The sequence below is a fragment of the Nesterenkonia sedimenti genome (genome assembly GCF_012641515.1).
GTDB lineage: Bacteria > Actinomycetota > Actinomycetes > Actinomycetales > Micrococcaceae > Nesterenkonia > Nesterenkonia sedimenti.
The window spans coordinates 417552-442529 of record NZ_JABAHY010000001.1 but is presented as its reverse complement, the minus strand read 5'-3'; the positions used below and the strand labels follow the sequence as shown (position 1 = coordinate 442529).

Annotated in this window: 27 protein-coding genes; 15 read left to right on the top strand and 12 right to left on the bottom strand. The window is 63.0% G+C overall.

Going from position 1 to position 24978, the window contains the following annotated elements:
• Nucleotides 1-27: 27 nt before the first annotated feature.
• Nucleotides 28-1452, bottom strand: coding sequence for a type I glutamate--ammonia ligase (gene glnA / locus HGQ17_RS02135; RefSeq protein WP_168886300.1), 1425 nt, complete (start codon nt 1450-1452; stop codon nt 28-30).
• Between the two features lie 140 nt (nt 1453-1592).
• Here glnA and HGQ17_RS02130 point away from each other — a divergent pair, with 140 nt between their 5' ends.
• Both HGQ17_RS02130 and HGQ17_RS02125 read left to right on the top strand, forming a co-directional pair.
• Entirely contained in the window at nt 1593-1997 is a 405-nt protein-coding gene (locus HGQ17_RS02130) for an RDD family protein (protein WP_407670722.1), read from the top strand.
• A gap of 10 nt (nt 1998-2007) precedes the next feature.
• Nucleotides 2008-3285, top strand: coding sequence for a YncE family protein (locus HGQ17_RS02125; protein ID WP_168886298.1), 1278 nt, complete (start codon nt 2008-2010; stop codon nt 3283-3285).
• Here the strand turns inward: HGQ17_RS02125 and HGQ17_RS02120 are convergent.
• The 3 genes from HGQ17_RS02120 to HGQ17_RS02110 are packed head-to-tail and all read right to left on the bottom strand — an operon-like array spanning nt 3261 to nt 5958.
• Complete coding sequence (locus HGQ17_RS02120) at nt 3261-4232, bottom strand: COX15/CtaA family protein (protein ID WP_168886297.1); 972 nt, start codon at nt 4230-4232, stop codon at nt 3261-3263. The two genes, HGQ17_RS02125 and HGQ17_RS02120, sit on opposite strands and share 25 nt — an antisense overlap.
• Complete coding sequence (locus HGQ17_RS02115; RefSeq protein ID WP_168886296.1) at nt 4223-4990, bottom strand: ABC transporter permease; 768 nt, start codon at nt 4988-4990, stop codon at nt 4223-4225. The genes HGQ17_RS02120 and HGQ17_RS02115 overlap by 10 nt, the downstream gene beginning before the upstream one ends.
• Nucleotides 4987-5958, bottom strand: a complete 972-nt coding sequence (locus HGQ17_RS02110; protein ID WP_324615147.1) for an ABC transporter ATP-binding protein — start codon at nt 5956-5958, stop codon at nt 4987-4989. The genes HGQ17_RS02115 and HGQ17_RS02110 overlap by 4 nt, the downstream gene beginning before the upstream one ends.
• 108 nt (nt 5959-6066) lie before the next feature.
• On the opposite strand from HGQ17_RS02110, the gene HGQ17_RS02105 reads away from it, so the two are divergent.
• The 3 genes from HGQ17_RS02105 (at nt 6067) to HGQ17_RS02095 (ending at nt 8227) form a co-directional block, all read left to right on the top strand.
• Nucleotides 6067-6633, top strand: coding sequence for a hypothetical protein (locus HGQ17_RS02105; protein ID WP_168886295.1), 567 nt, complete (start codon nt 6067-6069; stop codon nt 6631-6633).
• A gap of 224 nt (nt 6634-6857) precedes the next feature.
• Complete coding sequence (locus HGQ17_RS02100) at nt 6858-7301, top strand: NUDIX hydrolase (RefSeq protein ID WP_168886294.1); 444 nt, start codon at nt 6858-6860, stop codon at nt 7299-7301.
• On the top strand, nt 7298-8227 hold the full coding sequence (locus tag HGQ17_RS02095; RefSeq protein ID WP_168886293.1) for a GmrSD restriction endonuclease domain-containing protein: 930 nt from the start codon (nt 7298-7300) through the stop codon (nt 8225-8227). The genes HGQ17_RS02100 and HGQ17_RS02095 overlap by 4 nt, the downstream gene beginning before the upstream one ends.
• Here HGQ17_RS02095 and HGQ17_RS02090 read toward each other — a convergent pair.
• Nucleotides 8224-8712 (bottom strand): hypothetical protein, encoded by a 489-nt coding sequence (locus HGQ17_RS02090; RefSeq protein ID WP_168886292.1) that lies wholly within the window; start codon nt 8710-8712, stop codon nt 8224-8226. The genes HGQ17_RS02095 and HGQ17_RS02090 overlap by 4 nt on opposite strands.
• Nucleotides 8713-8797: 85 nt before the next feature.
• On the opposite strand from HGQ17_RS02090, the gene HGQ17_RS02085 reads away from it, so the two are divergent.
• The 7 genes from HGQ17_RS02085 to HGQ17_RS02055 all read left to right on the top strand — a co-directional run bounded on the left by HGQ17_RS02085 (nt 8798) and on the right by HGQ17_RS02055 (nt 15427).
• Nucleotides 8798-9700 (top strand): helix-turn-helix transcriptional regulator, encoded by a 903-nt coding sequence (locus HGQ17_RS02085; RefSeq protein ID WP_168886291.1) that lies wholly within the window; start codon nt 8798-8800, stop codon nt 9698-9700.
• Nucleotides 9697-11175 carry a Fe-S cluster assembly protein SufB gene (sufB, locus tag HGQ17_RS02080; protein ID WP_168886290.1) on the top strand — a complete coding sequence of 493 codons (1479 nt, stop codon included), beginning with the start codon at nt 9697-9699 and terminating at the stop codon, nt 11173-11175. The genes HGQ17_RS02085 and sufB overlap by 4 nt, the downstream gene beginning before the upstream one ends.
• Before the next feature lie 71 nt (nt 11176-11246).
• Nucleotides 11247-12539, top strand: a complete 1293-nt coding sequence (gene sufD / locus HGQ17_RS02075) for a Fe-S cluster assembly protein SufD (protein ID WP_168886289.1) — start codon at nt 11247-11249, stop codon at nt 12537-12539.
• Between the two features lie 61 nt (nt 12540-12600).
• A complete protein-coding gene (gene sufC / locus HGQ17_RS02070) occupies nt 12601-13365 on the top strand; it encodes a Fe-S cluster assembly ATPase SufC (protein ID WP_168886288.1) in 765 nt (254 codons plus the stop codon).
• A gap of 16 nt (nt 13366-13381) precedes the next feature.
• A complete protein-coding gene (locus HGQ17_RS02065) occupies nt 13382-14641 on the top strand; it encodes a SufS family cysteine desulfurase (protein ID WP_211090330.1) in 1260 nt (419 codons plus the stop codon).
• 4 nt (nt 14642-14645) lie between these two features.
• Nucleotides 14646-15104, top strand: coding sequence for a Fe-S cluster assembly sulfur transfer protein SufU (gene sufU / locus HGQ17_RS02060; RefSeq protein ID WP_168886287.1), 459 nt, complete (start codon nt 14646-14648; stop codon nt 15102-15104).
• Entirely contained in the window at nt 15101-15427 is a 327-nt protein-coding gene (locus tag HGQ17_RS02055; RefSeq protein ID WP_168886286.1) for a metal-sulfur cluster assembly factor, read from the top strand. The genes sufU and HGQ17_RS02055 overlap by 4 nt, the downstream gene beginning before the upstream one ends.
• Here HGQ17_RS02055 and HGQ17_RS02050 read toward each other — a convergent pair.
• Nucleotides 15424-16125 carry an energy-coupling factor ABC transporter ATP-binding protein gene (locus HGQ17_RS02050; RefSeq protein ID WP_324615146.1) on the bottom strand — a complete coding sequence of 234 codons (702 nt, stop codon included), beginning with the start codon at nt 16123-16125 and terminating at the stop codon, nt 15424-15426. The two genes, HGQ17_RS02055 and HGQ17_RS02050, sit on opposite strands and share 4 nt — an antisense overlap.
• A 22-nt stretch (nt 16126-16147) precedes the next feature.
• Between HGQ17_RS02050 and HGQ17_RS02045 the strand changes: the two genes are divergently transcribed.
• Nucleotides 16148-17746 carry an ABC-F family ATP-binding cassette domain-containing protein gene (locus HGQ17_RS02045; RefSeq protein ID WP_168886285.1) on the top strand — a complete coding sequence of 533 codons (1599 nt, stop codon included), beginning with the start codon at nt 16148-16150 and terminating at the stop codon, nt 17744-17746.
• Between the two features lie 12 nt (nt 17747-17758).
• Here HGQ17_RS02045 and HGQ17_RS02040 read toward each other — a convergent pair whose 3' ends face one another.
• From HGQ17_RS02040 to HGQ17_RS02030, 3 genes are read right to left on the bottom strand one after another with little or no spacing between them, the layout of a single operon-like run.
• A complete protein-coding gene (locus HGQ17_RS02040; RefSeq protein ID WP_168886284.1) occupies nt 17759-18673 on the bottom strand; it encodes an SURF1 family cytochrome oxidase biogenesis protein in 915 nt (304 codons plus the stop codon).
• On the bottom strand, nt 18670-18906 hold the full coding sequence (locus HGQ17_RS02035; RefSeq protein WP_168886283.1) for an acetone carboxylase: 237 nt from the start codon (nt 18904-18906) through the stop codon (nt 18670-18672). The genes HGQ17_RS02040 and HGQ17_RS02035 overlap by 4 nt, the downstream gene beginning before the upstream one ends.
• The gene (locus tag HGQ17_RS02030) at nt 18906-19328 is read right to left on the bottom strand and encodes a DUF3099 domain-containing protein (protein WP_168886282.1); all 423 of its coding nucleotides are present in this window, start codon (nt 19326-19328) and stop codon (nt 18906-18908) included. The genes HGQ17_RS02035 and HGQ17_RS02030 overlap by 1 nt, the downstream gene beginning before the upstream one ends.
• A 132-nt stretch (nt 19329-19460) precedes the next feature.
• Between HGQ17_RS02030 and HGQ17_RS02025 the strand changes: the two genes are divergently transcribed.
• Both HGQ17_RS02025 and HGQ17_RS02020 read left to right on the top strand, forming a co-directional pair.
• The gene (locus tag HGQ17_RS02025; RefSeq protein WP_168886281.1) at nt 19461-20168 is read left to right on the top strand and encodes a beta-ketoacyl-ACP reductase; all 708 of its coding nucleotides are present in this window, start codon (nt 19461-19463) and stop codon (nt 20166-20168) included.
• A 2-nt stretch (nt 20169-20170) separates the two neighbouring features.
• Nucleotides 20171-20926 carry an SDR family oxidoreductase gene (locus HGQ17_RS02020; RefSeq protein ID WP_168886280.1) on the top strand — a complete coding sequence of 252 codons (756 nt, stop codon included), beginning with the start codon at nt 20171-20173 and terminating at the stop codon, nt 20924-20926.
• A 15-nt stretch (nt 20927-20941) separates the two neighbouring features.
• Here HGQ17_RS02020 and HGQ17_RS02015 read toward each other — a convergent pair whose 3' ends face one another.
• From HGQ17_RS02015 to HGQ17_RS02005, 3 genes are all read right to left on the bottom strand, one after another.
• Entirely contained in the window at nt 20942-21889 is a 948-nt protein-coding gene (locus HGQ17_RS02015) for a M56 family metallopeptidase (RefSeq protein ID WP_324615145.1), read from the bottom strand.
• Between the two features lie 142 nt (nt 21890-22031).
• Nucleotides 22032-22370, bottom strand: a complete 339-nt coding sequence (locus HGQ17_RS02010) for a BlaI/MecI/CopY family transcriptional regulator (protein WP_168886279.1) — start codon at nt 22368-22370, stop codon at nt 22032-22034.
• Between the two features lie 79 nt (nt 22371-22449).
• Nucleotides 22450-24978 carry a DNA gyrase/topoisomerase IV subunit A gene (locus HGQ17_RS02005; protein WP_168886278.1) on the bottom strand — a complete coding sequence of 843 codons (2529 nt, stop codon included), beginning with the start codon at nt 24976-24978 and terminating at the stop codon, nt 22450-22452.

Here is a 24978-nt window from a genome sequence, read left to right as displayed (position 1 = left end):
TCCTCGAAAGGTGCGAGTCAGTAAGACTCAGACCGAGAAGTAGAGTTCGAACTCGGTGGGAGTGGTGCGCATGCGGATGGGATCGATCTCCTCCTCGCGCTTGTACTCGATCCAGGCCTCGATGAGGTCCTCGGTGAACACGCCACCCTCGAGCAGGAAGTCGTGGTCCTCCTCCAGAGCCTCCAGGGCCTCGTCCAAGGAGCCGGGAGCCTGCGGGATGTCCTTCAGCTCCTCCGGGGGCAGCTCGTAGAGGTCCTTATCGACCGGCTCATGCGGTTCGATCCGGTTCTTGATGCCGTCCAGGCCAGCCATCAGCATGGCGGAGAAGGCCAGGTAGGGGTTACCGGAGGCATCGGGTGCGCGGAACTCGATGCGCTTCGCCTTCGGGTTGGAACCGGTGATCGGGATGCGGATAGCAGCCGAACGGTTGCCCTGGGAGTAGACCAGGGAGACCGGAGCCTCGTAACCCTTGACCAGACGCTTATAGGAGTTCACGGTCGGGTTGGCGAAGGCCAGCACTGCAGCAGCGTGCTTCAGGATGCCGCCGATGTACCAGCGAGCAGTGTCGGAGAGGTTGGCGTAACCGGTCTCGGAGAAGAACAGGGGCTCACCCTCGTTCCACAGGGACTGGTGGCAGTGCATACCGGAGCCATTCTCCTCGAAGACCGGCTTGGGCATGAAGGTGGCAGCCAGACCGTAGGCAGCAGCGGTGTTCTTCACCACGTACTTGAACTTCTGGATGTCATCGGCAGCCAGAGTCAGGGTGTTGAACTTGTAGTTGATCTCCTGCTGGCCGGGGCCGGCAACCTCGTGGTGGGAGCGCTCCACGGACAGGCCAGCGCGCTCCAGGGCCAGAACGATCTCATCGCGGACATCAGCGGACTGATCCTGCGGGGAAACCGGGTAGTAACCGCCCTTGGTGGCCAGCTTGTGGCCGCCGGGTCCATCCTGCAGTGCATCGCCGGAGGTCCAGATGGCCTCCTTAGCGTCCAGGGAGAAGAAGGACTCGTTGGGGGTGTTCTTGAAGGCCACGCTGTCGAAGAGGAAGAACTCAGCCTCGGGGCCGAAGAAGGCGGTATCGGCGATGCCGGAGGCCTTCAGGTACTCCTCAGCCTTCTGGGCCACACCGCGGGGGTCGCGGCCATAGGGCTCACCGGTGCGCGGGTTGACAATGGAGAAGGTCATCACCAGAGTCTTGGCCTCGCGGTACTCGTCCAGGTAGGCGGTGGAGGGGTCCGGGATCAGCTGCATATCTGATTCCTGGATTCCCTGGAAACCACGGATGGAAGAGCCGTCGAAGAGCTGACCGTCCTCAAAGAAGTCGAGGTCTACGGTGTGTGCGGGGACGTTGAAGTGGTGCTGCAGACCGGGGAGGTCGGTGAAGCGGACATCAACAAACTTAACGTCCTCTTTCTTGATGAAATCGAGGACTTCCTGAGGGCTTGAGAACATGCGTCCGTTTGCTCCTTGTTCAGTGGTTTACTACAGGATCGGCTCAAGCCTATCCACTGGCTGGTTTCCCAGCGGTCACACAAATGTTTCTGGCATGTTACACACTTTGCACAGGGTGCTGGCGCGTAGACTAGATGGCCGTGAGTAACGACGCCGGCTACCCAGGTGACAGACTGGGACTCCCACCCAATGGCCCCGGATCACTGGCCCCCTGGGGCCGCAGGATCCTCGCTCTGTTCATCGACTGGGGATTAGCCTCCCTGATCTCCTGGACCTGGTTCAATTTCAACCCCTGGGTCACATTAGGCGTCTTCGTTCTGATGCATGTGGCCCTGACAGGGTTCCTCGGCGTCACCATCGGCAAACGACTGGTGCGTATCCAAGTGGTGCGCCTACAGCCCAATGCGCCGGTCTCAATCCCCGGACCACTTTGGGCTTTGGTCCGCACACTCCTGCTGCTGCTGATCCTGCCGGTCATCGTGATATCCCCGGATGGGCGCTCAGCCCATGACAGAATCGCAGGGACAGTCCAAGTCATTATGTAGAAGGGGAGCTATGGCTGACCAGCAGGTGAGCAGGCGGCGTCGTACTCAGTTCAGTGCTGCTGCAGCAGCCCTCCTCGTGGTGGGGACAGCCTGTGCAGCCGAGGAAGAGCCCCAGCAGGCCACCGATGCTGAGGATCAGACAGAAAACTCCGACGACGACGCCACAGCCGAGCAGGAGACCGAAGGCACCGAGGACTCCGACTCATCTGAAACGGATGAGGAAGATGACAGTGAGGCTGAGGATCCTGATGTGGAGGAACCCCCGGATTTCCCGGAGTCCAACACGACCACCTTTGAGCACACCGAGACCATCAGCGAACCGGTGATCACCCCGAAATCAGTGGTGGCCAACGGCCGTGGTCTGGCGATCGCCAACAACATGATGTACCAACATTCGGTGACCATCTACGACACCGAAACCGGTGAGCTGGTCCAGGAACTCGACGACACCATCAACCCCGGAGCCCTGGGTGTGGAGGGCTATCCCGACAACGTCGAAGGGGCACCGGTGGAGGCGGTCTGGACCGAGGATGGACAGCACGCATATGTCTCCCAGTACCGACTCGGGGACCTGGGCGCCACCGCCTATGATGACTGCCGCAATGGGGAGGATGTCGCGCCATCGGGGGTCTTCCGCTACAGCGTGGAGGACCAGGACTGGGACCAGTTCATTGAGGTCGGCCGGGTGCCGAAGTACCAGGCGCTGACCCCGGATGAGTCCCGACTGCTGGTGACCAACTGGTGCGATTTCGACCTCTCGGTGATCGATACCGAAACCGGTGAGGAGGAGATGCGGGTTCCGCTGAACTCCCAGCCGCGCGGTATCGCCGCGATGCCGGATAACCGCACCGTCTATGTCACCGCGATGTACGCCAATGAGCTCTGGAAGGTGGATCTGGAAACCGGAGAGGGCGAGGTCATCTACAACGAGGCGCAGTTCCCGCGCCACCTGGTGCTCTCACCCGATGCCGAGACCCTGTATGTGACCTTCTCTCGCTCCGATCTGCTGGTGGCCTTCGACACTGAGACCGATGAGGTCATCGGTTCCACCAGCACCGGGCGGGAACCGCGGACCATGGATATCTCAGCCGACGGCACCGCGCTGTATGTGGTCAACTATTACGAGGACAGCGTCTCCAAATTCGACGCCGAAACTCTGGAGGAGATCGACCGGCGGGATACCGGGCATCTGCCGATCGGGGTCAGCTATGACGCGATGACCGGCAGTGTTTGGGTTGCCAATTACTCCGGATCGTTGTCGATCTACGACGACACGGTCTCGCGCTGAGCGGCCTCAACGCCGAGTCCGCGGGTGCGGTAGTCGGCACGGTACCGGTCGAAGACCAGGGTCGCGGCCACCATCAGAACTGCTGAGCCGAGCATATGGAACCACACCAGCAGGATCGGCAGGCCGGTCCAGTGCTGCCAGTAGCCGATCACGCCCTGGGCCAGGATCACCGCAATGAGGAACCAGACGGCCTTCCGCTGAGCCGGTGATGTCTGCGTCCGGAACTGCTTGATCGCCAGCACAACAGCGGTCGCGCAGAGCATGTAGACCGGGATGACATGCAGCTGGGTGACCAGTTCGGCGTCGAAATCATGCCGCGGTGAGCCGGGGTCGCCGGCATGCGGGCCGGTTCCGGTCACCACAGTGCCCAGTACGACGGCGGCCCAGCTGGTGGCCAGAGCCACAACGGCCAGCTGCCGGGAGGTGCCATCCGATGCACCATCGGCAAGGGGAACGCCCTGCAGTCCGCCCTGCTTGAGCTCGAGGGTGACCCGTCCCAGCAGCATGGTCGCGACCATCACCAGTCCGGCTGAGGCCAGGAAGTGCAGGGCTACCACCCAGGGGTTGAGGTTGGTCCAGACGGTGATACCGCCGATGACACCCTGCAGGGGGATGCCGAAGCCGATGATCATCGACATCACCACCAGGGGCCGGTGGGTTTTCCAGAGCCGGACCACTGCCAGGAACATGGCGACACTGATGGCGATCAGCACATAGGTCAGCAGCCGGTTGCCGAACTCGATGGCTCCGTGGATGCCCATCTCCGGGGTGGAGATCCAGGAGTCGGCGGTGCACCGGGGCCATTCGGGGCAGCCGAGGCCGGAATCGGTCAGCCGCACTGCACCACCGGTGAGGATGATCCCGATATTGGAGATCAGGGTCGCCCAGGCCAGTGCCTTGGTCACACGGGTGATACGGGTGGGAAGTTTTTGGACGATCATGTCCATCGGAACCATCTCCTTGCGGCGAGGACACCGGCCAACGCCCAGCCGGCCAGAATCAGCAGCGGAACCAGGGCGAGGCTGCCCTGGGTGGTAGCGGTACGCATGGTCTCGCCCAGTGCCGCAGAGGGCAGGGCGAGCAGCAGTGCCCCGGTGCCCTCATGGTTCAGCGGCAGCACAGCGCCACCGCCGGCGCCCATAAGCACCCAGGCGATATTGGTCAGAGCAAGTGTTGCCTCGGCCCGCACGGTGCCGGCGATCAGCAGGCCCAGGGCGGTGAAGGCGGCAGCACCGAGGACTACGGCGACCAGCAGCCAGATCAGCCCCAGCGGATCCGGTGTCCAGCCCAGGCCCAGGGCCGCACCGCCGAGGACCAGCACCTGGATGAGCACCACGCAGAGCACAGCCAGGGCTTTGCCGAGGATCAGTCCGACGGGGCCCAGGGGAGTAGTGGCCAGATAGGCCAGGACCCCGTATTGGCGCTCGAAACCGGTTGCGATGCCCTGTCCGGTGAAGGCGGAGGCCATCACCGCCAGGGCCAGGACCCCGGGGGCGATGGTGTTGATATCGGGGACGATATCGGTGGCCGCGTGCACCCGGTGCAGTCCCACCAGGACCAGCAGCGGCAAAATCAGCGAGACCAACAGCTGCTCGCCATTGCGCAGGGTATTGCGGGCCTCATACAGCCCGTGGGCCAGCACCCGGGTGATCGGGGGTGCAGGACGGGAGGGGGTCGGCGTCGTCGTGGTCTGGTTTGCGGTCACGGGACGGACACCTCCCAAAAGACGTCTTCAAGAGTGCGGGCTTCGAAGCTGACCTCAGCGGGCATGAGGTCGATCTGGGACCACCACTGGCTGAGCTTGGCGAAGTCTTCAGGCCCAGCAATACCGGTGACATTCCAGCGTGCGCCGGCACCATTGCTGCCGCTGGCCAGTTCAACTGGCAGGGGAGCGGTGGCCAGTTCCTCCCGGGTGATGATTCGTGGGGAGGCGAAGGTCAGTGGCCGGGTCTCGGTGGGCAGAGTTCCGTTGGTCTCAGCGGTGGAGCCGGTGAGTTCCTCCACAGTGCCGGAACGTACGACGACGCCGTCTTTGAGGATGAACACCGAATCGGCGAGGCTCTGGGCCTCCTCGAGGAGGTGGGTGGTCAGTACGATGCCGATGCCCTGGGTGCGCAGGTAGTTGATGAGTTCGAAGACCAGCTGGCGCGATTGGGGGTCCAGTCCGGCGGAGGGTTCATCGAGGAAGACGAGCTCGGGGTTGCCGATCAGGGCTGCAGCCATGGCGATGCGCTGTTTCTGGCCCCCGGAGAGGCGGCGGATATTGGTCTGTAAGAACCCGGAGAGATCCAGGCGTTCGATGAGGTCATCCAGGGGCCAGGGGTTCTGGTGCAGGCTGCTGATATGCCGCAGGAGTGTGCGGGGTTTCACCGATTGGGGGAGGCCGCTGTCCTGGAGCATGACTCCGACTCGGGCGCGCAGATCGGCCCCGGCCCGGTAGGGGGTCTGGCCCAGCAGTTGGACAGTTCCGGCTGATGGTTTCAGCAGTCCCTGGGCGATGCCGAGGGTGGTGGTTTTGCCAGCGCCGTTGGGTCCGATGATCACGGTGACTTCGCCGCGGTTGGCGGTGATATCGACACCGGAGAGGATTTCGGTCACGCCCTGGGCGGAGCGGGCGGATCCCACGGCATAGCGCACTCCGGCCAAACGGAGGCAGGCGGCGGATGAGGGCACCCCACTAGTCTACCGTTTTCTACGCAGTGTAGAAGTTGCAGATGTCAGGCGAATGACCTCGCCTGTGGCAGGTGGGGGAATTCGACAAAAGGAGCCTAGTCGGAACCGGTGTGGTCTGAGACACTCTTGGCTATACCTGATTCTCTTTCTCGCCGGGATAAGTATGTCTTTGCGCCGCTGGCCGGGGTGCTGTTGTTCGCTGTGGGATGCAGTGGAACCCCTGGTGGGGATCTGGAACAGATTTTGGAGAATGAAGACGCCGGCGCCATTGGCCTCGACTGTGACCGGCTCGGTCCCGATGAGGGTGACTCTGTCTACTGCGAGGCGGATGAGTGGCCGTTGTCTGTTCCGGGGCGTGTAAATCGGGTTTCCGAGATCGAGATGGAAATGCGTGGGGCTGAGGGCGGTTATGAAATCACTGTTGATCTCGAGGGGGAGCCGGGAAGCGTATGGCATGAAGTTGATGCTGATTACTTCCGTATGGCGCCAGGTAATCGGAGCACGTCCACCGATAGCGATTCATTCAGTCCCATCGACGTGGATTTTCATGATGGGGTGGTTCTCACGCCGGCGGGACTCGTGGGCGCCTCAATCACGGCCGGCGGCCCTGCGATGTATCCGCCAGAGGATAGCGATGATAGAGACCATATGACGAGGATCATGGCACTGAACTAGAAGTATGTTCGGCGTACCAATTCTGGGAAGCAGAGCTGTCCGGTTGGTCACCAGCCGAAGGGTGGGCAGAACCCGGACGGGGTTGGTTTGCATTCGAATTGCGACCTAGGCCTTATGTCTACCACCAGTCTGATCCTATTGACGGATACGAGATAGGCGATATGAGTCGAAACAGGCCTCGTCTACTGATTCTGCGATGACGTGGAGTCGGTAGGCTTCTGTCGGTGAGCGATGAGAACATCATCCGGGTGGCCGCCGTCGTAGTCCTGGATGCCCAGCAGCGAGTACTGACCGTCCGCAAACGAGGCACCAGCCGGTTCATGCAGCCAGGTGGTAAGCCCGAACCGGGGGAGAGCGGAGCAGCCACCGCCATCCGGGAGGCCCAGGAAGAGATCGGCCTGACACTCACTGCTGATCAGCTGAGGCCGATGGGAAGTTTCAGTGCGGCCGCGGCGAACGAAGAGAAGTTCACTGTTGTCTGTGAGAATTTCCTCGTGCAGTTCCACGAGGAGGCTGAAGCCATTCTCACCCAGCTGGAACCGGCTGCCGAGATCGCGGAACTGCAATGGATCCCCCTAGACGAACTGCAGCCCCGAGAGGATCTCGCCCCCTTGCTCACCGAAGAGGTCGCCCCAGCTGTCGGCACGCTCCTGGTCGATAACGCATGAGGCGGGCGCTTACCGGCGTCGTCGTTCTTGGGTTTTTGGCCGCGGGTGCCGCTGCGGGGAACGCTCAGGATGAGACCACATATGAGCCTGCTGTGGAGGTCCTGGCGCGGATCACCGTGGCCGAAGACGCCTCCATGGATGACTACGAGCGGTCTGACTGGGGAACCTCTTGGACCGATGCCGATGGCAGTGGCTGCGATACCCGCAATGATGTGCTTGTCCGCGACCTTGACCCCGACACGCTCAGCGTCCGTGAGGACTGCGCGGTCGAATACGGTGAAACCACAGACCCCTACAGCGGCGAATGGATGGAACACGTCCTGGGGGAGTCCCAGGTGGATATTGAGCATGTGGTCGCCGTGGGACAGGCCCACCGCAATGGTGGACACGACTGGACCGAGGAACAGCGCCAGGAGTTCTACCAGGACAAAGAGAACCTCCTGGCAGTTTCGGCATCCGAGAACCGGTCCAAAGGCTCACGCGATGTCACCGAGTACATGCCGCCGAACCAGGGCATCTACTGCGAGTTCGTCGGAACCAAGATCTATATCAAGGACAAATACGAGCTCAGTATGACACCGGCTGAGCACCAGTTCATCGAGAACGTACTGGCCGATCCTGAATGTGCCGACACCCCGGCAGCCCCGGCTGTGGCCATGACCGACGCTGGCCCTGAAGAGGCTGCTGCCGCTGAGGCTGCACCGACCGAGCGGGAAACTGAGGAGCCTGCCGAAGAGCAGGAAACCGAGAGCCCAGAGGCATCACCCGATGCTGCAGAGGAACAGCCCCAGTCTGAGTCCGAAGACGGCGACGACGACGAAGTGCCGCGTGCGGTCGGCCTCGTACTGCTGGGCGCTATCGTGGCCGGTGCCATCTGGTGGAGGAAGCGCAGCCGGGCGCGGAACCCCCAGCGCCGTCGCTCCTAAAGACCCAGGGTGCGGTAGGCGTGGAGTGAATACAGAGTCTGGGGACGGGCGTCGTCGCCGTGTTCCTCCGCCCATTTTCGAAGGGCAGCGGGCGTGCGTTTGATCGGCTGCAGGCGCGAGACCTCCTGGAAGAAGTCATGGAAGGTATCGGGCAGAACATCCTCGGTATGCGGGAACTGGTTGGCGTCCAAGCCGGTCCGCAGATCCTGCGGGGGAGAGAGGAAGAAACTCTGCGGCCGGATGCTGGCCCGGATATTCTCCCGGTTATCGCTCCAGTCGATGGGTGGGACGAAAGGCGCCAGGGTAGTGATCCGGGTATCTTCCTCGATCTGGTTCTGCCGGCGGGCCTGTTTCCGGCGGGAGGAGATCTTGAATGACCGGGCTGTTTTGTTCCACCCGACATCCACAACGCGCTGCGCAACAGCACCCAAGATCGCCCCTAGAATAAGTGTGACAGCAGGGTTGGTGAAGAGGTCGCTGAGCATCCACCCAGTATTTCAGCGAAGACTCCTTGCCGATGTTAGGTGGGCCTTGCTAGACGCCTTAATCTGAATAGGTCAGAATAGAGTCATGAAATTCGAGGCCGAGACTACTGCGGAAGTCCCCGAAGAGGGCATCACCGCCGAGTCGGACGGGTCTACCCGTGAGCGGGTCCTGCAGCTGGTGGTGGAAGAAGGTCCCATCAGCGCAGCACAGCTCGGCCGGAAACTGAATCTCACCGCCGCCGCCGTGCGCCGCCACCTCGATGCGATGACCGAACAGGGCGTCGTCGAAATCAAAAACATCAGCGGCCGGCGCAAAGGTGCCGGCCGGCCCTCCCGCCGCTACGTCATCTCCTCCCGTGGGCAGGAGGAACTCGGTGATGACTACCTCAACCTGGTCCGCACCGCGCTGTCGGTTCTGGAGAAACATGCCGCCGAGGACCACGGTCAGACTGAGCCCACAGAGCTCGACGCCGCCGGTATCGGCGCAGGGGAGTCCCATACTGAGGACTCCGAGGCAGCTCGAGCACTGGCCCAGGCATACTTCACACAGTTCGAACAGCGATACGTCGATGAGCTCAACAACATCGAGGACCTAGACGAACGCACTGAGAAGCTCTCCGCGCTGTTCAATGCAGACGGATTCGCCGGCTTCACCCGGTTGGTCGGACGGGATAACCCGCTGCTGGCCATGCAGTCCACCCAGCTCTGCCAAGGTCACTGCCCCATCCGGGAAATAGCAGCAGCCCATCCGGTGTTCTGTGAAGAAGAGACCGCGATGATCGCCCGGCTGCTCAACGTAGACGTCCGGAGGCTCTCCACCCAGGCAGCTGGCGCCCACGTCTGCACCACACACGTCCCCGTCGGGCGCGAAAAACTCGCCGCCGAACGAGCAGCACAAAAGGACGGAACCCAGACTTCGCCGGCAGGCACGAAAGCCGGTCGTAAGAGAATCGTGATTTCCCCGCGTCAACAAGAGAGGTTGTCATGACCGAGCAGATCGCCAAGGCCGAAGAGACTTTGCGCAACACCAACGACCCCGGTGTCATCCAGAAAGTTCTGGATGACAACCCTGAACTCCAGGGGCTGGGCAACTACGAGTACGGCTGGGCCGACTCCGACGACGCCGGCGCCAGCGCCAAGCGTGGTGTCGATGCCGACGTCGTCGCCGATATTTCGGCCAAGAAGGACGAGCCTGAGTGGATGCTCAAGCTGCGCCAGAAGGGCCTGAAGTACTTCGACCGCAAGCCGATGCCGACCTGGGGTGCTGACCTCTCCGAGATCGACTTCGACAACATCAAGTACTTCGTGCGCTCCACCGAGAAGCAGGCCCAGACCTGGGAAGACCTGCCCGAGGACATCCGCAACACCTACGAGAAGCTGGGTATCCCGGAGGCAGAGCGTGAGCGTCTGGTCGCCGGTGTGGCCGCCCAGTACGAATCCGAGGTCGTCTACCACCAGATCCGTGAGGACCTCGAGGAGCAGGGTGTCATCTTCATGGACACCGACACCGCCCTGAAGGAGCATCCCGAGTTCTTCGAGGAGTACTTCGGTTCGGTCATCCCCGTCGGTGACAATAAGTTCGCCGCGCTGAACACCGCCGTGTGGTCCGGCGGCTCCTTCGTCTACGTCCCCAAGGGCGTGCACGTCGAGATCCCGCTGCAGGCCTACTTCCGCATCAACACCGAGAACATGGGCCAGTTCGAGCGGACCCTGATCATCGCCGATGAGGACTCCTACGTCCACTACATCGAAGGCTGCACCGCCCCGATCTACAACACTGACTCCCTGCACTCGGCAGTGGTCGAGATCGTGGTGAAGAAGAACGCCCGCGTTCGCTACACCACCATCCAGAACTGGTCCACCAACGTGTACAACCTGGTGACCAAGCGTGCGGTGGTAGACGAGGGCGGCACTATGGAGTGGATCGACGGCAACATCGGCTCCAAGGTCACCATGAAGTACCCCGCTGTCTACCTCACCGGTGAGCACGCCAAGGGCGAGACCCTCTCGGTTGCCTTCGCCGGCGAGAACCAGCACCAGGACACCGGCTCCAAGATGGTGCACATGGCGCCGAACACCTCCAGCTCCATCGTGTCGAAGTCGGTGGCACGCTCCGGTGGCCGCGCCTCCTACCGAGGACTCGTCCAGGTCAACGCAGAGGCCAAGAACTCCGCGAACTCCGTGGTCTGTGACGCCCTGCTGGTGGACACCATCTCCAAGACCGATACCTACCCCTACATCGACATCCGCGAAGACGATGTCACCCTGGGGCACGAGGCAACTGTCTCCCGGGTCTCGGAGGAGCAGCTGTTCTACCTGATGTCCCGTGGCCTGGCCGAGGACGAGGCAATGGCGATGATCGTGCGCGGCTTCATCGAGCCCATCGCCCGTGAGCTGCCCATGGAGTATGCCCTGGAGCTCAACCGGCTCATCGAGCTGCAGATGGAGGGCTCCGTCGGCTAATACGCCCGACGACGCCGTCTGCATCATTTCGCATACCTAAAGCATCCAGTCCTGCACACAAGAAGGAAACGATGACCAATACTGAAGAGAAGGTCGCCGGCGTCGACGTCGGCGAACGCCGGATCTCCATTCCCGGCTTCACCGAGGAGGGCGAACAGCTCGCCGCCGCCAAAGTGGACACCGAGCACAGCCACGGCGGCCTGGGCGAAACCCAGAGGAAGACTGTGGCCTCAGCTGGCTCCCGCGCCAACCGCCACACCGGTTTCGACCTCGCTGAATTCCCCCAGCCCAACGGTCGGGAAGAGGAGTGGCGGTTCTCCCCGCTGAAGAAGCTCGCGGGAGTCCTCAGCGATGAGCCCACCGCCAACGCCGGCACCGAGGACGAGCCCGTCGACTACCAGGTCAAGGCACCTGAGGCAGTGGTGATCTCCACCCTCAAGGCCGACCAGGCACCGCGCAACACCGTGCTGCAGCCTGCCGACCGGGCCGCCGTTCTGGCCACCAAGCACACCGAGGATGCCCTCTACATCCAGGTGCCCGCCGATGCCGAACTGGACGAACAGGTCAAGATCGACATCACCGGGATCAAGGCCGGACTGCGCGGCAATGCGCATATCGTCCTCGAGGCCGGGGTCAACTCCAAGGCGACCTTCGTGCTGGAGCACCGCGGCTCGGCCAACTTCAACGGAAACGTGGAGATCAAGGTCGGCGACGGCGCAGATGTGAAGGTCATCAGCCTCCAGCGCTGGAACGACGACGCCATCCACGCCGGGCAGCACGATGCCGAAGTCGGCCGCGACGCCAGCTACAAGCACGTCGCTGTGACCCTCGGCGGTGAAGTGGTGCGCCTGAACACCAACTTCCGCTACGCCGCAGAGGGTGCCGAGGCCGAGATGTACGGTCTCTACTTCGCCGACTCCGGCCAGCACCTCGAGCACCGGACCTTCGTGGACCACAACACTCCCAACAACACCTCCAATGTGCTCTACAAGGGCGCACTGCAGGGCGAATCCGCACGCACCGTGTGGATCGGGGATGTGCTCATCCGCAAGGCCGCCGAGGGCACCGACTCCTACGAGAAGAACGAGAACCTGGTGCTCACCGACGGCGCCCGCGCCGACTCCGTGCCCAACCTGGAGATCGAAACCGGCGTGATTGAAGGAGCAGGCCACGCCTCCTCCACCGGACGCTTCGACGAGAACCACCTCTTCTACCTGATGGCCCGCGGCATTCCCGAGGACATCGCCCGTCAGCTGGTGGTTCGCGGCTTCCTCAACGAGATCATCCAGAAGATCGAGGTGCCCGAGCTCGAGGAGAGCCTCCAGGAGGACCTCGAGAACGAGCTGAAGATCCACGGCAACTGACGTTCCGGCGTCGTCCCCCTAATCGTTAAGACCTTTTAGAACCAGTAAAGGACACCACGCAATGTCTACCCTTGAGATCAAGGACCTTCACGTTTCCATCGAAACCGACCAGGGCACCAAGGAGATCCTCAAAGGCGTCTCCCTGACCATCAGCTCCGGTGAGAAGCACGCCATCATGGGCCCCAACGGCTCCGGCAAGTCCACTCTGGCCTCCACTATCGCCGGCCACCCCCGCTACGAGGTCACCTCCGGCTCCATCACCCTCGACGGTGAGGACGTCCTGGAGATGGAGCCCGATGAGCGCGCCCAGGCAGGCCTGTTCCTGGCCATGCAGTACCCCGTGGAGGTCCCCGGGGTCACCATGACCAACTTCCTGCGCACAGCCAAGACCGCCATCGACGGCGAAGCTCCCAAGCTGCGCACCTGGACCAAAGAGGTCAAAGACGCCATGGAGAAGCTGCGCATCGACGCCGACTTCGCCAACCGTAACGTCAACGAAGGCTTCTCCGGCGGTGAGAAGAAGCGCGTGGAGATCCTGCAGCTGGAGCTGTTCAAGCCGAAGATCGCCGTCCTCGACGAGACCGACTCCGGTCTGGACATCGACGCACTGCGCGTGGTCTCCGAGGGTGTCAACCGTGCCCACGAAGAGAACAACATGGGCACTCTGCTGATCACCCACTACACCCGCATCCTGAACTACATCAAGCCTGACTACGTCCACGTCTTCGTCGACGGCAAGGTCGCCGAGCAGGGCGGGCCCGAGCTGGCCGACGAACTCGAGGCCAACGGTTACGACCGCTTCCTGGCAGCCGTCTCGGCCGCCTGAAGTACTTAGGAGCATTTTGACCCAGACTTCCCTCAACGTCGCAGGCGACTTCCCGCTGTTGGGCCGTACGGTCCGGGACGGGAAACGCCTGGTCTACCTCGACACCGGGGCCACCGCGCAGAAACCCACTGCGGTTCTGGACGCCGAGCGGCGCTTCAACGAGAAGCACAACGCCGCCGTGCACCGCGGCGCCCACCAGATCGCCGAAGAGGCCACTGAGGCCTATGAGGCGGCACGGGCTGCCGTAGCGGGGTTCGTCGGTGCCGAGTTCTCCGAGATTGTCTGGACCAAAAACGCCACCGAGGGGCTCAACCTGGTGGCATACAGCTTCCTCAACGCCACCCTCGGGCTGGGCGGGACCGCAGCAGAACGGTTCCGCCTGGCCGAGGGGGACGAAATCGTGGTGACCGAACTCGAGCACCACGCCAATCTGGTGCCCTGGCAGGAGCTGGCCGCCAAGACCGGGGCAAAGCTCCGGTGGATCTCCGCCACCGAGGACGGCCGCCTGGACCCTGCCAGCTTCGACGTCATCGGTGAGAAGACCCGGATCGTGGCCTTCACCCACGCATCCAATGTCACCGGGGCAATCACTGATGTGCCCGCCGTCGTCGACCGTGCCAAGGCCGTCGGTGCCTACACCGTCCTCGATGCCTGCCAGTCAGCGGCCCACCTGCCGGTGAACTTCACCGAACTTGGTGTGGACTTCGCCGCCTTCTCCGGACATAAGATGCTTGCTCCCACTGGGATCGGGGTGCTCTACGGTCGTGGCGAGCTGCTCGAAGCCATGCCGCCCTTCCTCACCGGAGGGTCCATGGTGGAGATTGTGACCATGGAGGAGACCACCTTCATGCCCCCGCCGCAGCGTTTCGAGGCCGGCACTCAGATGGTCGCCCAGACCGCTGGCATGCATGCGGCCATCGACTACCTCAACAACCTCGGCATGGACCGGCTGGCCGCTCATGAGGACCAGCTGGCCGAGCGGATGCTCGAAGGCATCGCAACTGTCCCCGGGATCCGCGTGCTGGGCCCCACCACACCGGAGAACCGGCTGGCCGTGGTCGCCTTCGACGTCCCCGGGGTCCACCCCCACGATGTCGGGCAGGTGCTCGATGACCAGGGAATCGCGGTGCGCGTCGGCCACCACTGTGCGCAGCCGGCTCACCGCAGCTTCGGAGTCCATGCCTCCACCCGCGCCTCAGCCGGGGTCTACAACACAAACGACGACGTCGACGCCTTCATCGAGGGCCTCAAACAGGTGGTGAAGTTCTTTGGCTAATGCGATGGAACAGCTCTACCAGCAGGTGATCCTCGATCACTCCCGGGAACGCTCCGGGGAGGGCACACTGGAGAACCCCGCCGGGCAGTCCTTCCAGGTCAACCCCACCTGCGGGGATGAGTGCAATGTTCAGGTCAACACCGCCGAGGGCAAGATCAGCGAACTTGCCTGGACCGGAAAAGGCTGCTCGATCAGCCAGGCCTCACTGTCACTGATGTACGAAATGGTCGACGGCGAACCCGTCACCGAGGTCGAGGAACTCGGCGAGACCTTCCGTGAACTCATCCACAACCGGGGCCAGGAACTGGACCCCGAAAAGATGGACCAGCTCGAAGATCTCGGTGCCTTCACCGGGGTAGGGCGCTACTCAGCACGGGTGAAATGCGCACTGCTTGGCTGGATGGCCTTGCGGGACGCGCTCATCCAAGCGCAAGATGGAAGTAAAGAAGGGAGTGGGGAATGACTGACACCACCACACAGACACCCCTAGAAGACATCGAAGAAGCCCTCAAAGAGGTCATCGACCCCGAACTGGGCATCAACATTGTCGACCTCGGGCTGCTCTACGGGCTGCACTACGCCGAGGACGGCGCCCTGATCATCGATATGACCCTGACCACTGCGGCATGCCCGCTCACCGATGTGCTCGAAGAGCAGGTCGGTCAGCATGTGGGAACTATGGTCGATGAATGGCGGCTGAACTGGGTATGGATGCCGCCATGGGGCCCGGAGAAGATCACCGAGGACGGCAAGGAGCAGATGCGCGCCCTCGGGTTCAACATCTAGCCCAGAGCCAAGCGCCGGTAGTGGGCAACGGCCGGGGCAGGTGCGCCGTCGAAGGCCAGATGGCCCTCATGGAACACCAGCACCCGGTCGGCCCGCGCCGCGAACTCCAGATCATGGGTGGCCACCACTAACGGCACATCCAGGTCCAGCAGCCGGTTCTGAAACTCCGCAGCATTGCGGAGATCCAATAGCGTGGTCGGCTCATCCGCCAGGACCAGACCCGGCTCAGTGGCCAGAACACCAGCCAGGGCGACCTTCTGAGCCTCCCCGGAGGAGAGCTCATAGACACTGGAATCAATCCGGTCGGCCAACCCCAGGCCCCGCAGAATCTCCTCAGCACGACGCCGACGCTCAGCACGCTGTTTGATCCGCTGCCGCAGGGAAAACTCAATATCCTCACCCACCACCGGCATCACCAGCTGGGCCTGCGGATTCGCGAAGATGAACCCTGTCGAAGGCCTCGTGGGGGAGAACCGCACCTCACCAGCAGTGGGCTGAGCCAGACCAGCCAGCAATCGCAGCAGCGTGGACTTCCCCGAGCCATTCGAACCGATCACCGCCACCCGCGACTCGGTGATCTCCAGCTGAAGCGGATGCAGAATACGCCGCTGGTCGCCTGCGGCCGTTTCGACATCCAGGCATAGATCATCGACCCGGATCGTTAGACTGTCCTGGTTGTCCAATAACTTCTCCATCATCTACATCTAAGGAAATTCACCGTTGATCAGCGTATCCAACCTTGAGCTGCGTGCCGGTGCTCGCCTGCTCATGGACCAGGTGAACTTCCGGATCGACGCCGGCGATAAGATCGGTCTGGTCGGCCGCAACGGCGCCGGCAAAACCACCATGACCAAGGTCCTGGCCGGACAAGCCCAGCCGGCCGCCGGTAATGTCGACCGGCGCGGCTCCATCGGGTATCTGCCACAGGACCCGCGGGTGGAGAATATGGAACAGACCGCCCGGGACCGGATCCTCTCCGCCCGGGAGCTGGACGTCATCTCCCGCAAACTCACCCAGGCTGAGGCAGATATGGCCTCCGAGGACGACCGAGCCCGGGAGAAGGCCATGAAGGCCTATGACCGGCTGCAGTCCCGCTTCGAGGCAGCCGGAGGCTATACGGCTGAATCCGAGGCTGCCATCATCTGCAAGAACCTGGACCTGCCCGAACGTATCCTCACCCAGCCGCTGAAGACCCTCTCCGGAGGTCAGCGCCGGCGTGTGGAACTGGCCAGGATCCTCTTCAGCGATGCCGATACCCTGCTGCTGGATGAGCCCACCAACCACCTCGACGCCGACTCCATCGTCTGGCTGCGGGACTACCTCCAGCGGTTCCCCGGTGGTGTACTGATCATCTCGCACGATGTGGACCTCATCGAGACCACAGTCAATAAGGTGCTCTACCTGGACGCGATGCGGATGACGGTCGATGTCTACAACATGACCTGGAAGAAGTACCTCGCCCAGCGGGAGCAGGACGAGGCGCGGCGCAAACGCGAATTCGCCAATGCGGAGAAGAAGGCCAGTGCGCTGCGGGCCCAGGCTGAGAAGATGCGCGCCAAGGCCACTAAGGCAGCTGCCGCGCAGTCCATGTTCAAACGTGCCGAGCGCATGATGGCCGGTGTTGAAGGGGAGCGGCAGGCCGATAAGGTCGCCAATATCCGCTTCCCCTCACCCCAGGCCTGCGGCAAAACACCTCTGATGGCTGAGGGACTGTCCAAGTCCTATGGCTCCCTGGAGATCTTCACCGGGCTGGACCTGGCCATCGACCGAGGATCCCGGGTTGTGGTGCTCGGTTATAACGGTGCCGGTAAGACGACCCTGCTGCGCATGCTCGCCGGAGCATCCGAGCCGGACTCCGGAGAAGTGATCCATGGTCATGGGCTGAAGCTGGGCTACTTCGCCCAGGAGCACGACACCCTGGATACCGAACGCTCCGTCTTGGAGAATATGAAGACGGCAGCGCCGTTCCTCTCCGATACCGATCAGCGCAAGATCCTCGGCAGCTTCCTGTTCTCCGGGGATGACACCTCCAAGCCTGCCGGGGTGCTCTCCGGCGGTGAGAAGACGCGGCTGGCCCTGGCCACTCTGGTGGCCTCCAGTGCCAATGTGCTGCTGCTGGATGAGCCCACCAATAACCTAGACCCAGCATCCCGTGAAGAGATCCTGGCCGCGCTGCGCACCTACGAAGGCGCAGTGGTGCTGGTCAGCCACGACCCCGGGGCGGTCGAAGCGCTGGATCCCGAACGAGTCGTACTGCTGCCCGACGGCATCGAGGACCTCTACACCAAGGAATACGAAGACCTCGTAGAACTCGCCTGAGCCAGCCGCAGCTCAGCGGTTCAGAAGACGTTCCTCAACCCAGGCGTCTTCGGCGTCCTCATCTGAGTACTTGCCAGACTGCTGGCGACGGATGCGTTTCAGCTCGCGCAGGCGCTCCTGCTTCGACAGGGAGACCGCAGGGGAACCGGCCAGGGCGCCGTCGTCCTCTGCGTCCTCCAGCAGCTCCATGTCACGGTTGCGGGCGTGGACCCGGGCCGCATAGCCCCAGCCGACAAAGCTGAGCAGGCCGAAGGCCACCCACTGCATGGAGTACCCCAGGTGAGGGCCCTCATCCAAGGCAGGGCGAGCCAGCTGATAGGGGACATCTGCCGGCTGAGGCGACTCCTCGGCCATGAGCCCATAGGCACCCTCGACCACCGAATAGTCGACCACAGAGGCATACTCCTCGAGGTCCACTGAAGCCAGCTGGCCTTCCGGGGCGCCACGGTCGATGGCCGGCTCAGCCGGTTTCAGACGAACCGTGATCTCGGCATCCCCCTCCGGAGGATCCGGGTTGAAAGAGGGTTGAGAGCCATCCGTGCTGGAGGTCGGCAGCCAACCGCGAGAGACCACCAGAACATCGCCGGTGGAATCCTCACGGAAAGGCACCAGCTGCTCATAGCCCACCTGGCCGCCATGCCCCCGGTTACGGGCCAAAAGAGAGTCCTCCGGCATGTATTGACCAGACATGGTCACCACAGTCCACTCATCCTCATCGGCACCCTCAACGAAAAGTTCGCGAGCCTCAGAGTAGGGGATGGGGTCCTCATCGTAATTGGAGACCACCCGGTTGATCTCCTCCAAGGCACCCTCACGGCGGTCCAACTGCCACTGGCCCAGCAGATAGCAGACCGCGCAGAAGATCACACAGGCCGCCAGCCAGCCCAACCAGACCGGGCTGATCAGGAAGGAGTAACGCTCTTTCACGCGGCCTCCTCCATCGGTTCAGTGCTGCGCCAGAACATCCGCTGGCGCAGGAAATTCTCCAACCAGTCCCGGTGCTCGGAGCAGGCCAGCCAGATCTTCCTGCGCTCGGGGTCATGGATCTTGGGATTGTTCCATTTGATCTGCCACTGAGCCTCGGCAGTGCAGCCCTTGCGTGAGCAAGTAGGGGTCTCCGGGCCAGCCTCACCGGAGCTGAGCGCACCGAGCAGATCCATCAGTGCTGTCTCCCTGAGGATCGCTCCTGCACCAGCTCACCAGAAATCACCGTAGAGCTGTTCTGCTGGTCAGCGGCATCGGCAGAGTCCTCGGCCTCCCACCACTGGGGCTGTTCGTCGACCACGGGATCCTCGTGTCCGGTGGTCAGCTGAGGCTGCGCCTCAGGGGAGACCGGCTGGCGTGCAGCCTGATAGCGGTCCCCACCGGCATTGGCATCGACCACAGCCACATAGGGCAGTACGACGGCGGCGGCCACCAGAGCCAGGGCCCACCAGCTCTGCCACACCGCCCCGACAACAGCAGCCAGCACGAAGCACACGATACGGATAGACATGGCGATGGTGTAGCGAATCATCCGGCTGTGCTGCTCGACGCTGTGCTTCAGCGGGGCGTCAGTAATGGAGTGGACCTGATCGGTCATCCCTCTATTCTACGCGCGGTAGAACTCCCTGTCAGGGACGGGGTGTGAACCCGCCGGTAATAGGCCGTGTCGCGTAGGGTGTATTCGAGCAATTTTCGCAATAAGCACTTCGAGCAGCACAAAGGGAGCCGTATGAGCCAGAGATCGGTACTTGTCACCGGAGGCAACCGGGGCATCGGTAAGGCCATCGCCGAGGCGTTCATCGCCAATGGCGACAAAGTGGCGGTCACCACCCGTAACGGCGATGCACCCGAGGGCGCACTCGGAGTCGCCGCAGATGTAACCGACTCAGCCTCCATCGACGCCGCCTTCAAACAGGTGGAGGAGGCCCATGGGCCGGTGGAGATCCTGGTCGCCAACGCCGGGATCACCCGCGACACCCTGCTGCTGCGGATGAGCGAGGACGACTTCAGCGATGTGCTGGACACCAACCTCACCGGAGCCTTCCGCGTGCTCAAGCGCGCCTCCAAGGGCATGCTGAAGCTGCGCAAGGGCCGAGTGGTGCTGATCGGCTCCGTGGTGGGCCTCTACGGCTCCCCGGGCCAGATCAACTACTCCTCCTCGAAGGCAGCCCTGGTGGGTATGGCCCGCTCGCTGACCCGCGAACTGGGCGGGCGCGGGATCACCGCCAATGTGGTTGCCCCCGGATTCGTTAAATCAGATATGACCGATCAGCTGGATGAGGACACCCAGAAGAAGTACCTGGAGAACATCCCCGCCGGACGCTTCGCCGAGGCAGAGGAAGTAGCCCGGGTAGTGCGCTGGCTGGCCAGCGATGACGCCGGCTACATCTCCGGTGCTGTCATCCCAGTTGACGGCGGACTAGGAATGGGACACTGAACATGAGCAAAGATCTAGAAGGCAAAGGCGCAGTCATCACCGGCTCCTCCCGGGGTATCGGTGCAGCCACCGCGCAGCTGATCGCTGAGCGCGGCGCCGGCGTCGTCGTCAACTACCGTGCCAAGGCGCCCCGAGCGAGAAAGGTCGTCAAAGGCATCGAGGAGGCTGGCGGCAAAGCCGTAGCAGTCCAGGCCGATCTCACCGAGGCCGCCGGGGCCCAGGCGCTGGTGGATGCTGCAGTGGAGAACTTCGGGTCCCTGGATCTACTGATCCTCAACGCCTCCGGCGGTATGGAGGCAGACCGCGGGGAGGACTACGCCCTGCGCCTGAACCGCGACGCCCAGGTCACCATGGTCAAAACTGCCATTGAGGTGATGCCAGCCGGTTCGCAGATCGTCTTCGTCACCAGCCACCAGGCGCATTTCATCAAGGAAGTCACCACCCTGGATGCCTACGAGCCGGTAGCCCGCTCCAAACGTGCCGGGGAGGACGCTCTGCGGGAACTGGTCCCGACCCTGGATGAGAAGGGCATCAAGCTCACCATCGTCTCCGGTGACATGATCGAAGGCACTATCACCGCGACCCTGCTGGACCGCGCCGAGCCCGGTGCCATCGAATCCCGCCGGGAGGCAGCCGGCAAGCTCTACACGGTGGAGGAATTCGCCGCCGAAATCGCCCAGCTGGTCAATAAGCCCGGCCTGGAGCAGGAACACACTGAGCTGGTCGGCGGAGCCCAGGACTTCCTCTCCCGCCAGTGAACCAGACTGCTGGCCTCAGATCAGCAGCAGCAGTGAGGTTGGCACCGCCAGCAGAGCAGCTGCACAGAAGACGACGCCGGCTATGGCGCTGGTGCCCAGGGGAGCCTTGGGCACCAGCAGCCGCTGCAGACGCACCCCGGTGATGAGACTGGCCTCAGCCGTAGGTTTCAGATCCTTATCCGGGGAACCCTCCCCAGATACAGCCAGTGCGCGGAGGAGATCCTCTCGGGAATGAGTGGCCAGAGCGCCGTCGTCGGCGAGCATCTCGGTGATCTCCAGAACGGCCTCCCGCCCGTGGCGGGTGGTCGGCAGCCAGGGCAGGGCCCGATACCAGGCCTCAAAGGCCATGGTCAGCAAGTGATGGCGCTGGCGCAGATGGGTCTTCTCATGAGCCACCACGGCTGCCAGTTCCTCCTCGGTCAGCGTCTCCAGCAGACCGCGGGAGAGCACTGTCACTGAACGGGCATTGGTCCGCCCGGGCAGACAGTAGGCCAGCGGAGTCTCGTGTTCGATGACTTGAGTGGCCTCGCTTCCGCCATCGGAGGCCGGCAGGGGAGTCGAGAGCAGGGAGACCAATTGGCGGTGGCGGCGTCGTGCCGAGAGGACCCGGAGGTAGGTGCGCACCACAGTCAACACCAGATGCCCAGCCAGAAGCAGTCCCAGACAAAGTGCGAAGATATGCCAGGGATGGACCTCCAACTCGCCCAGGGCAGGGTAGTCCTCGCTGAGAGTCAGGCGGATCGCAGTGTTGATCGCCTCCGGCAGCGCATCACCGAAAGGCGCCAGGCCATAGACCATCGGTGCCCCGACCATAGAGAGCCCGCCGGCCAGGGCGATGGCCTGCCAGAGCAGCATCGCAGCCCAGGGGGAGCGGGCACGGAAACGCGCCTCATGCAGCAGCATCGGCACGGGGACAGCCAGGACAACGGCCAGTCCAGCAAGGAAAAGGGCAAGTGGTTCCACTAGGGGAAGAGTTTATCTACTCCGACGCCACTGTGAGACCTACCCACGGTCCGTGAGCTGCAAGCGTAGCGAGCAGCGACTTCAGGCGTGAAGTTCCGCGCAGCGGAACGAGAGCGGCCGGGACATGTGCCCGGCCGCGGAACTAACCCAGTATCTTGCGCAGGGCGGCGGCCTCGTCCTCGGAGACACTGCCGATGAACTGCGCCAGTACGGCCTCACGGTCAGGAGCAGTGCCCAGGACCTCATTGAGCATCTCCACCGTGTGCTCCTCACGGGAAGCAGTAGCGGAGTAGCGGTGCGGCCGGGAGGTCCGCTCCCGGTGGACCATGCCCTTCTTCTCCAGGCGGGCCAGCACGGTCAGCACGGTCGTCACGGCGAGGTCCTCATCCAGCTGTTCGCAGACCTCATTAGCGCTCAGCGCCTGCGTGGAATCCCACAGCAGGGTCATCACTGAACGTTCAAGCTCACCGAGGCTTGCCATAGTCGTGCTCCTTGTGCCAAAAGACTGTTCTGACTTTTACGATACTCCCCAGTGAGACAGATTTCTACGTGATGTAGAACTATGTCGCAATCGTGACGGAAATCGCAGTCTCAGCCATGGCCTGGGGAGAGGAAGCAACCGCCTCAATGGACTGCTCCACCGGCACACCAGAGGCATCCCGACGGGCCATCTCAGCCGGAACTGTCCGGGCGGCCCCGCGCTTATCCGCAGCCAGCGGCGGCGACATCACGGCAGCGCCCAGGGTCAGCTGATCCTCACCGCGCAGGAACCGGTGGGCTCGCACACCCCCGGTGGCCCGGCCCTTGACCGGGAACTCGCTGAGATCGCTGACCTTCACGCTCTCGCCTCCGAGGCCATCCAGAGTCTCAGAACCGGTGGCGCAGGTGACCACAACAGCTCCACCAGGTTCCTCGGCAGCTGCGGCCGGAAGGACCTGAAAGCCGATGAGCGCGTCGTCGTCGGCCAGTTTCATACCGGCAACCCCGGATCCGGTCCGACCCTGCGGGCGGACATTCTCCGCCGAGTAACGCAGCAGCTGGGCGCCCCGGGAGATGAAGACCAGCTGGTCGGAATCCCCGGCGGCCACCGCGGCACCGACCACCGTGTCCTTATCCTTCAGGGAGATGACCTCCCAGTCATCACGGTTCTGCGGGTAATCGGGGTTGACCCGCTTGACCCGCCCGGCAGCAGTACCCAGGGCGATTACCGCATCCAGAGGTACGAGTCCGATAAGTGTCTCGCGCTTCTCCAGATTCAGGAAGTCCTTGATCTTCGCGCCCTGATTGAGATTCACCGTGCCGCCGGCGACCTCCAGAGCCGGCATATCGATAACAGGCACCCGGATCATCCGGCCGGTGGAGGTCACCGCGCCGATATCCCCGCGGGCAGTGGCAGCAACCACAGAGCGCAGAGCATCATGACGACGACGCCGGGTGGGATGGGCCAGGGCACTGCGATCAGTGGTGCGGGCCAGCATCCCGGAGGTGGACAGCAACACCCAGCAGGGGGAGTCCGGGATCTCCAGGGAACTGCCCGCATCCTGGTTGGCCTTGCCACTGGCAGGGGCGGCGGCCTCAAGCTCGGCAGGGGCAGAATCGGCCAGTTCGGTCCGGCGATCATCACCGTACTGCTGGGCGACCTCGGTGAGCTCATCGGCCACCGTGCGGCGCAGCATCTCATCAGACTCCAGGATGGCGGTGAGCTGTTTGATCTCCTCCTCGAGCTTCTGCTTCTCCTGCTCGAGCTCGATAGTGGAGAACCGGGTCAGCTGGCGCAGTCGCAGCTCGAGAATATGCTCTGCCTGTGGCTGAGAGAGATCGAAGATGGTCATCAGCCGCTCACGGGCGGTGGCCGTGTCCTCCGCGGCGCGGATGATCTGAATGACCTCATCGATATCCAGGATCGCGATCAGCAGACCCTCCACCAGGTGGAGGCGGTCCTTGCGCTTACCCAGCCGGTGGGTGGTGCGGCGCCGGACGACATCGATCCGGTGATCCACATAGACCTGAAGCAGCTCCAGCAGCCCCATAGTCCGGGGCTGACCGTTGACCAGTGCCACGTTATTGATCCCGAAGCTGGTCTCCAGGGGTGTGTGCTTATACAGCTGGGCCAGCACCGCCTGCGGATTGAAGCCAGCCTTGAGCTCGACGATCATCCGGGTCCCGTGCCGACGATCGGTGAGGTCCAGGACATCGGAGATCCCGGCAAGCTTCTTAGCCTGCACCGCCTCCTTGGTCTTGGTGATGATGGACTCCGGGCCGACCATATAGGGCAGCTCAGTGATCACAATCCCGGTGCGGCGGGCCGATACCTGCTCGATGGAGGTCTTGGCACGGATCTTGAAACTGCCGCGACCGGTCCGATACGCATCATGGACCCCCTGCAGGCCCACAATCTGGCCCCCGGAAGGCATATCCGGCCCTGGGATATGGGCCATGATGTCCTCAAGGGTGGCCTCGGGGTTCAGGATCAGATGGATCGCCCCGTTGACCACCTCCCGCAGGTTATGCGGGGCCATATTGGTGGCCATGCCCACCGCGATACCGGAGGCCCCGTTGACCAGCAGGTTCGGCAGAGCCGAGGGCAGCACCTCCGGCTGGGTGAGCTGGTTGTCATAGTTGGGTTCGAAATCGACGACGTCCTCGTCGAGATCAGCAGTCATCGCCAGGGCGGCAGGTGCCATCCGCGCCTCGGTGTAACGGGCCGCAGCCGGGCCGTCATCGAGGGATCCGAAGTTGCCGTGACCGTCCACCAGCGGCAGCCGCAGCGCCCAAGACTGGGCCATCCGGACAAGGGCGTCATAGATGGCGGCATCGCCATGCGGGTGAAGCTTACCCATCACCTCGCCGACCACACGGGCGGACTTCACATGACCCTTCTCGGGACGCAGTCCCATCTGGGACATCATGTAAAGGATTCGCCGCTGCACCGGCTTCAGGCCGTCCCGGGCATCCGGAAGCGCCCGGGAGTAGATCACCGAATAGGCATACTCCAGGAATGACGTCTCCATCTCAGAGGAGACATCGATATCGATGATGTTGTCAGCACTGGTGGTGGGCACCGTGGCATCGGTTGAGCGGCGGGCCAT

Bases quoted from the DNA above. Each gene is read 5' to 3' on its own strand.
- glnA (WP_168886300.1), bottom strand. From the start codon at position 1,452: ATGTTCTCAAGCCCTCAGGAAGTCCTCGATTTCATCAAGAAAGAGGAC.
- HGQ17_RS02125 (WP_168886298.1), top strand. From the start codon at position 2,008: ATGGCTGACCAGCAGGTGAGCAGGCGGCGTCGTACTCAGTTCAGTGCT.
- HGQ17_RS02120 (WP_168886297.1), bottom strand. From the start codon at position 4,232: ATGGACATGATCGTCCAAAAACTTCCCACCCGTATCACCCGTGTGACC.
- HGQ17_RS02095 (WP_168886293.1), top strand. From the start codon at position 7,298: ATGAGGCGGGCGCTTACCGGCGTCGTCGTTCTTGGGTTTTTGGCCGCG.
- HGQ17_RS02090 (WP_168886292.1), bottom strand. From the start codon at position 8,712: ATGCTCAGCGACCTCTTCACCAACCCTGCTGTCACACTTATTCTAGGG.
- HGQ17_RS02085 (WP_168886291.1), top strand. From the start codon at position 8,798: ATGAAATTCGAGGCCGAGACTACTGCGGAAGTCCCCGAAGAGGGCATC.
- sufB (WP_168886290.1), top strand. From the start codon at position 9,697: ATGACCGAGCAGATCGCCAAGGCCGAAGAGACTTTGCGCAACACCAAC.
- sufD (WP_168886289.1), top strand. From the start codon at position 11,247: ATGACCAATACTGAAGAGAAGGTCGCCGGCGTCGACGTCGGCGAACGC.
- sufC (WP_168886288.1), top strand. From the start codon at position 12,601: ATGTCTACCCTTGAGATCAAGGACCTTCACGTTTCCATCGAAACCGAC.
- sufU (WP_168886287.1), top strand. From the start codon at position 14,646: ATGGAACAGCTCTACCAGCAGGTGATCCTCGATCACTCCCGGGAACGC.
- HGQ17_RS02055 (WP_168886286.1), top strand. From the start codon at position 15,101: ATGACTGACACCACCACACAGACACCCCTAGAAGACATCGAAGAAGCC.
- HGQ17_RS02050 (WP_324615146.1), bottom strand. From the start codon at position 16,125: ATGATGGAGAAGTTATTGGACAACCAGGACAGTCTAACGATCCGGGTC.
- HGQ17_RS02035 (WP_168886283.1), bottom strand. From the start codon at position 18,906: ATGGATCTGCTCGGTGCGCTCAGCTCCGGTGAGGCTGGCCCGGAGACC.
- HGQ17_RS02030 (WP_168886282.1), bottom strand. From the start codon at position 19,328: ATGACCGATCAGGTCCACTCCATTACTGACGCCCCGCTGAAGCACAGC.
- HGQ17_RS02025 (WP_168886281.1), top strand. From the start codon at position 19,461: ATGAGCCAGAGATCGGTACTTGTCACCGGAGGCAACCGGGGCATCGGT.
- HGQ17_RS02020 (WP_168886280.1), top strand. From the start codon at position 20,171: ATGAGCAAAGATCTAGAAGGCAAAGGCGCAGTCATCACCGGCTCCTCC.
- HGQ17_RS02010 (WP_168886279.1), bottom strand. From the start codon at position 22,370: ATGGCAAGCCTCGGTGAGCTTGAACGTTCAGTGATGACCCTGCTGTGG.
- HGQ17_RS02005 (WP_168886278.1), bottom strand. From the start codon at position 24,978: ATGGCCCGCCGCTCAACCGATGCCACGGTGCCCACCACCAGTGCTGAC.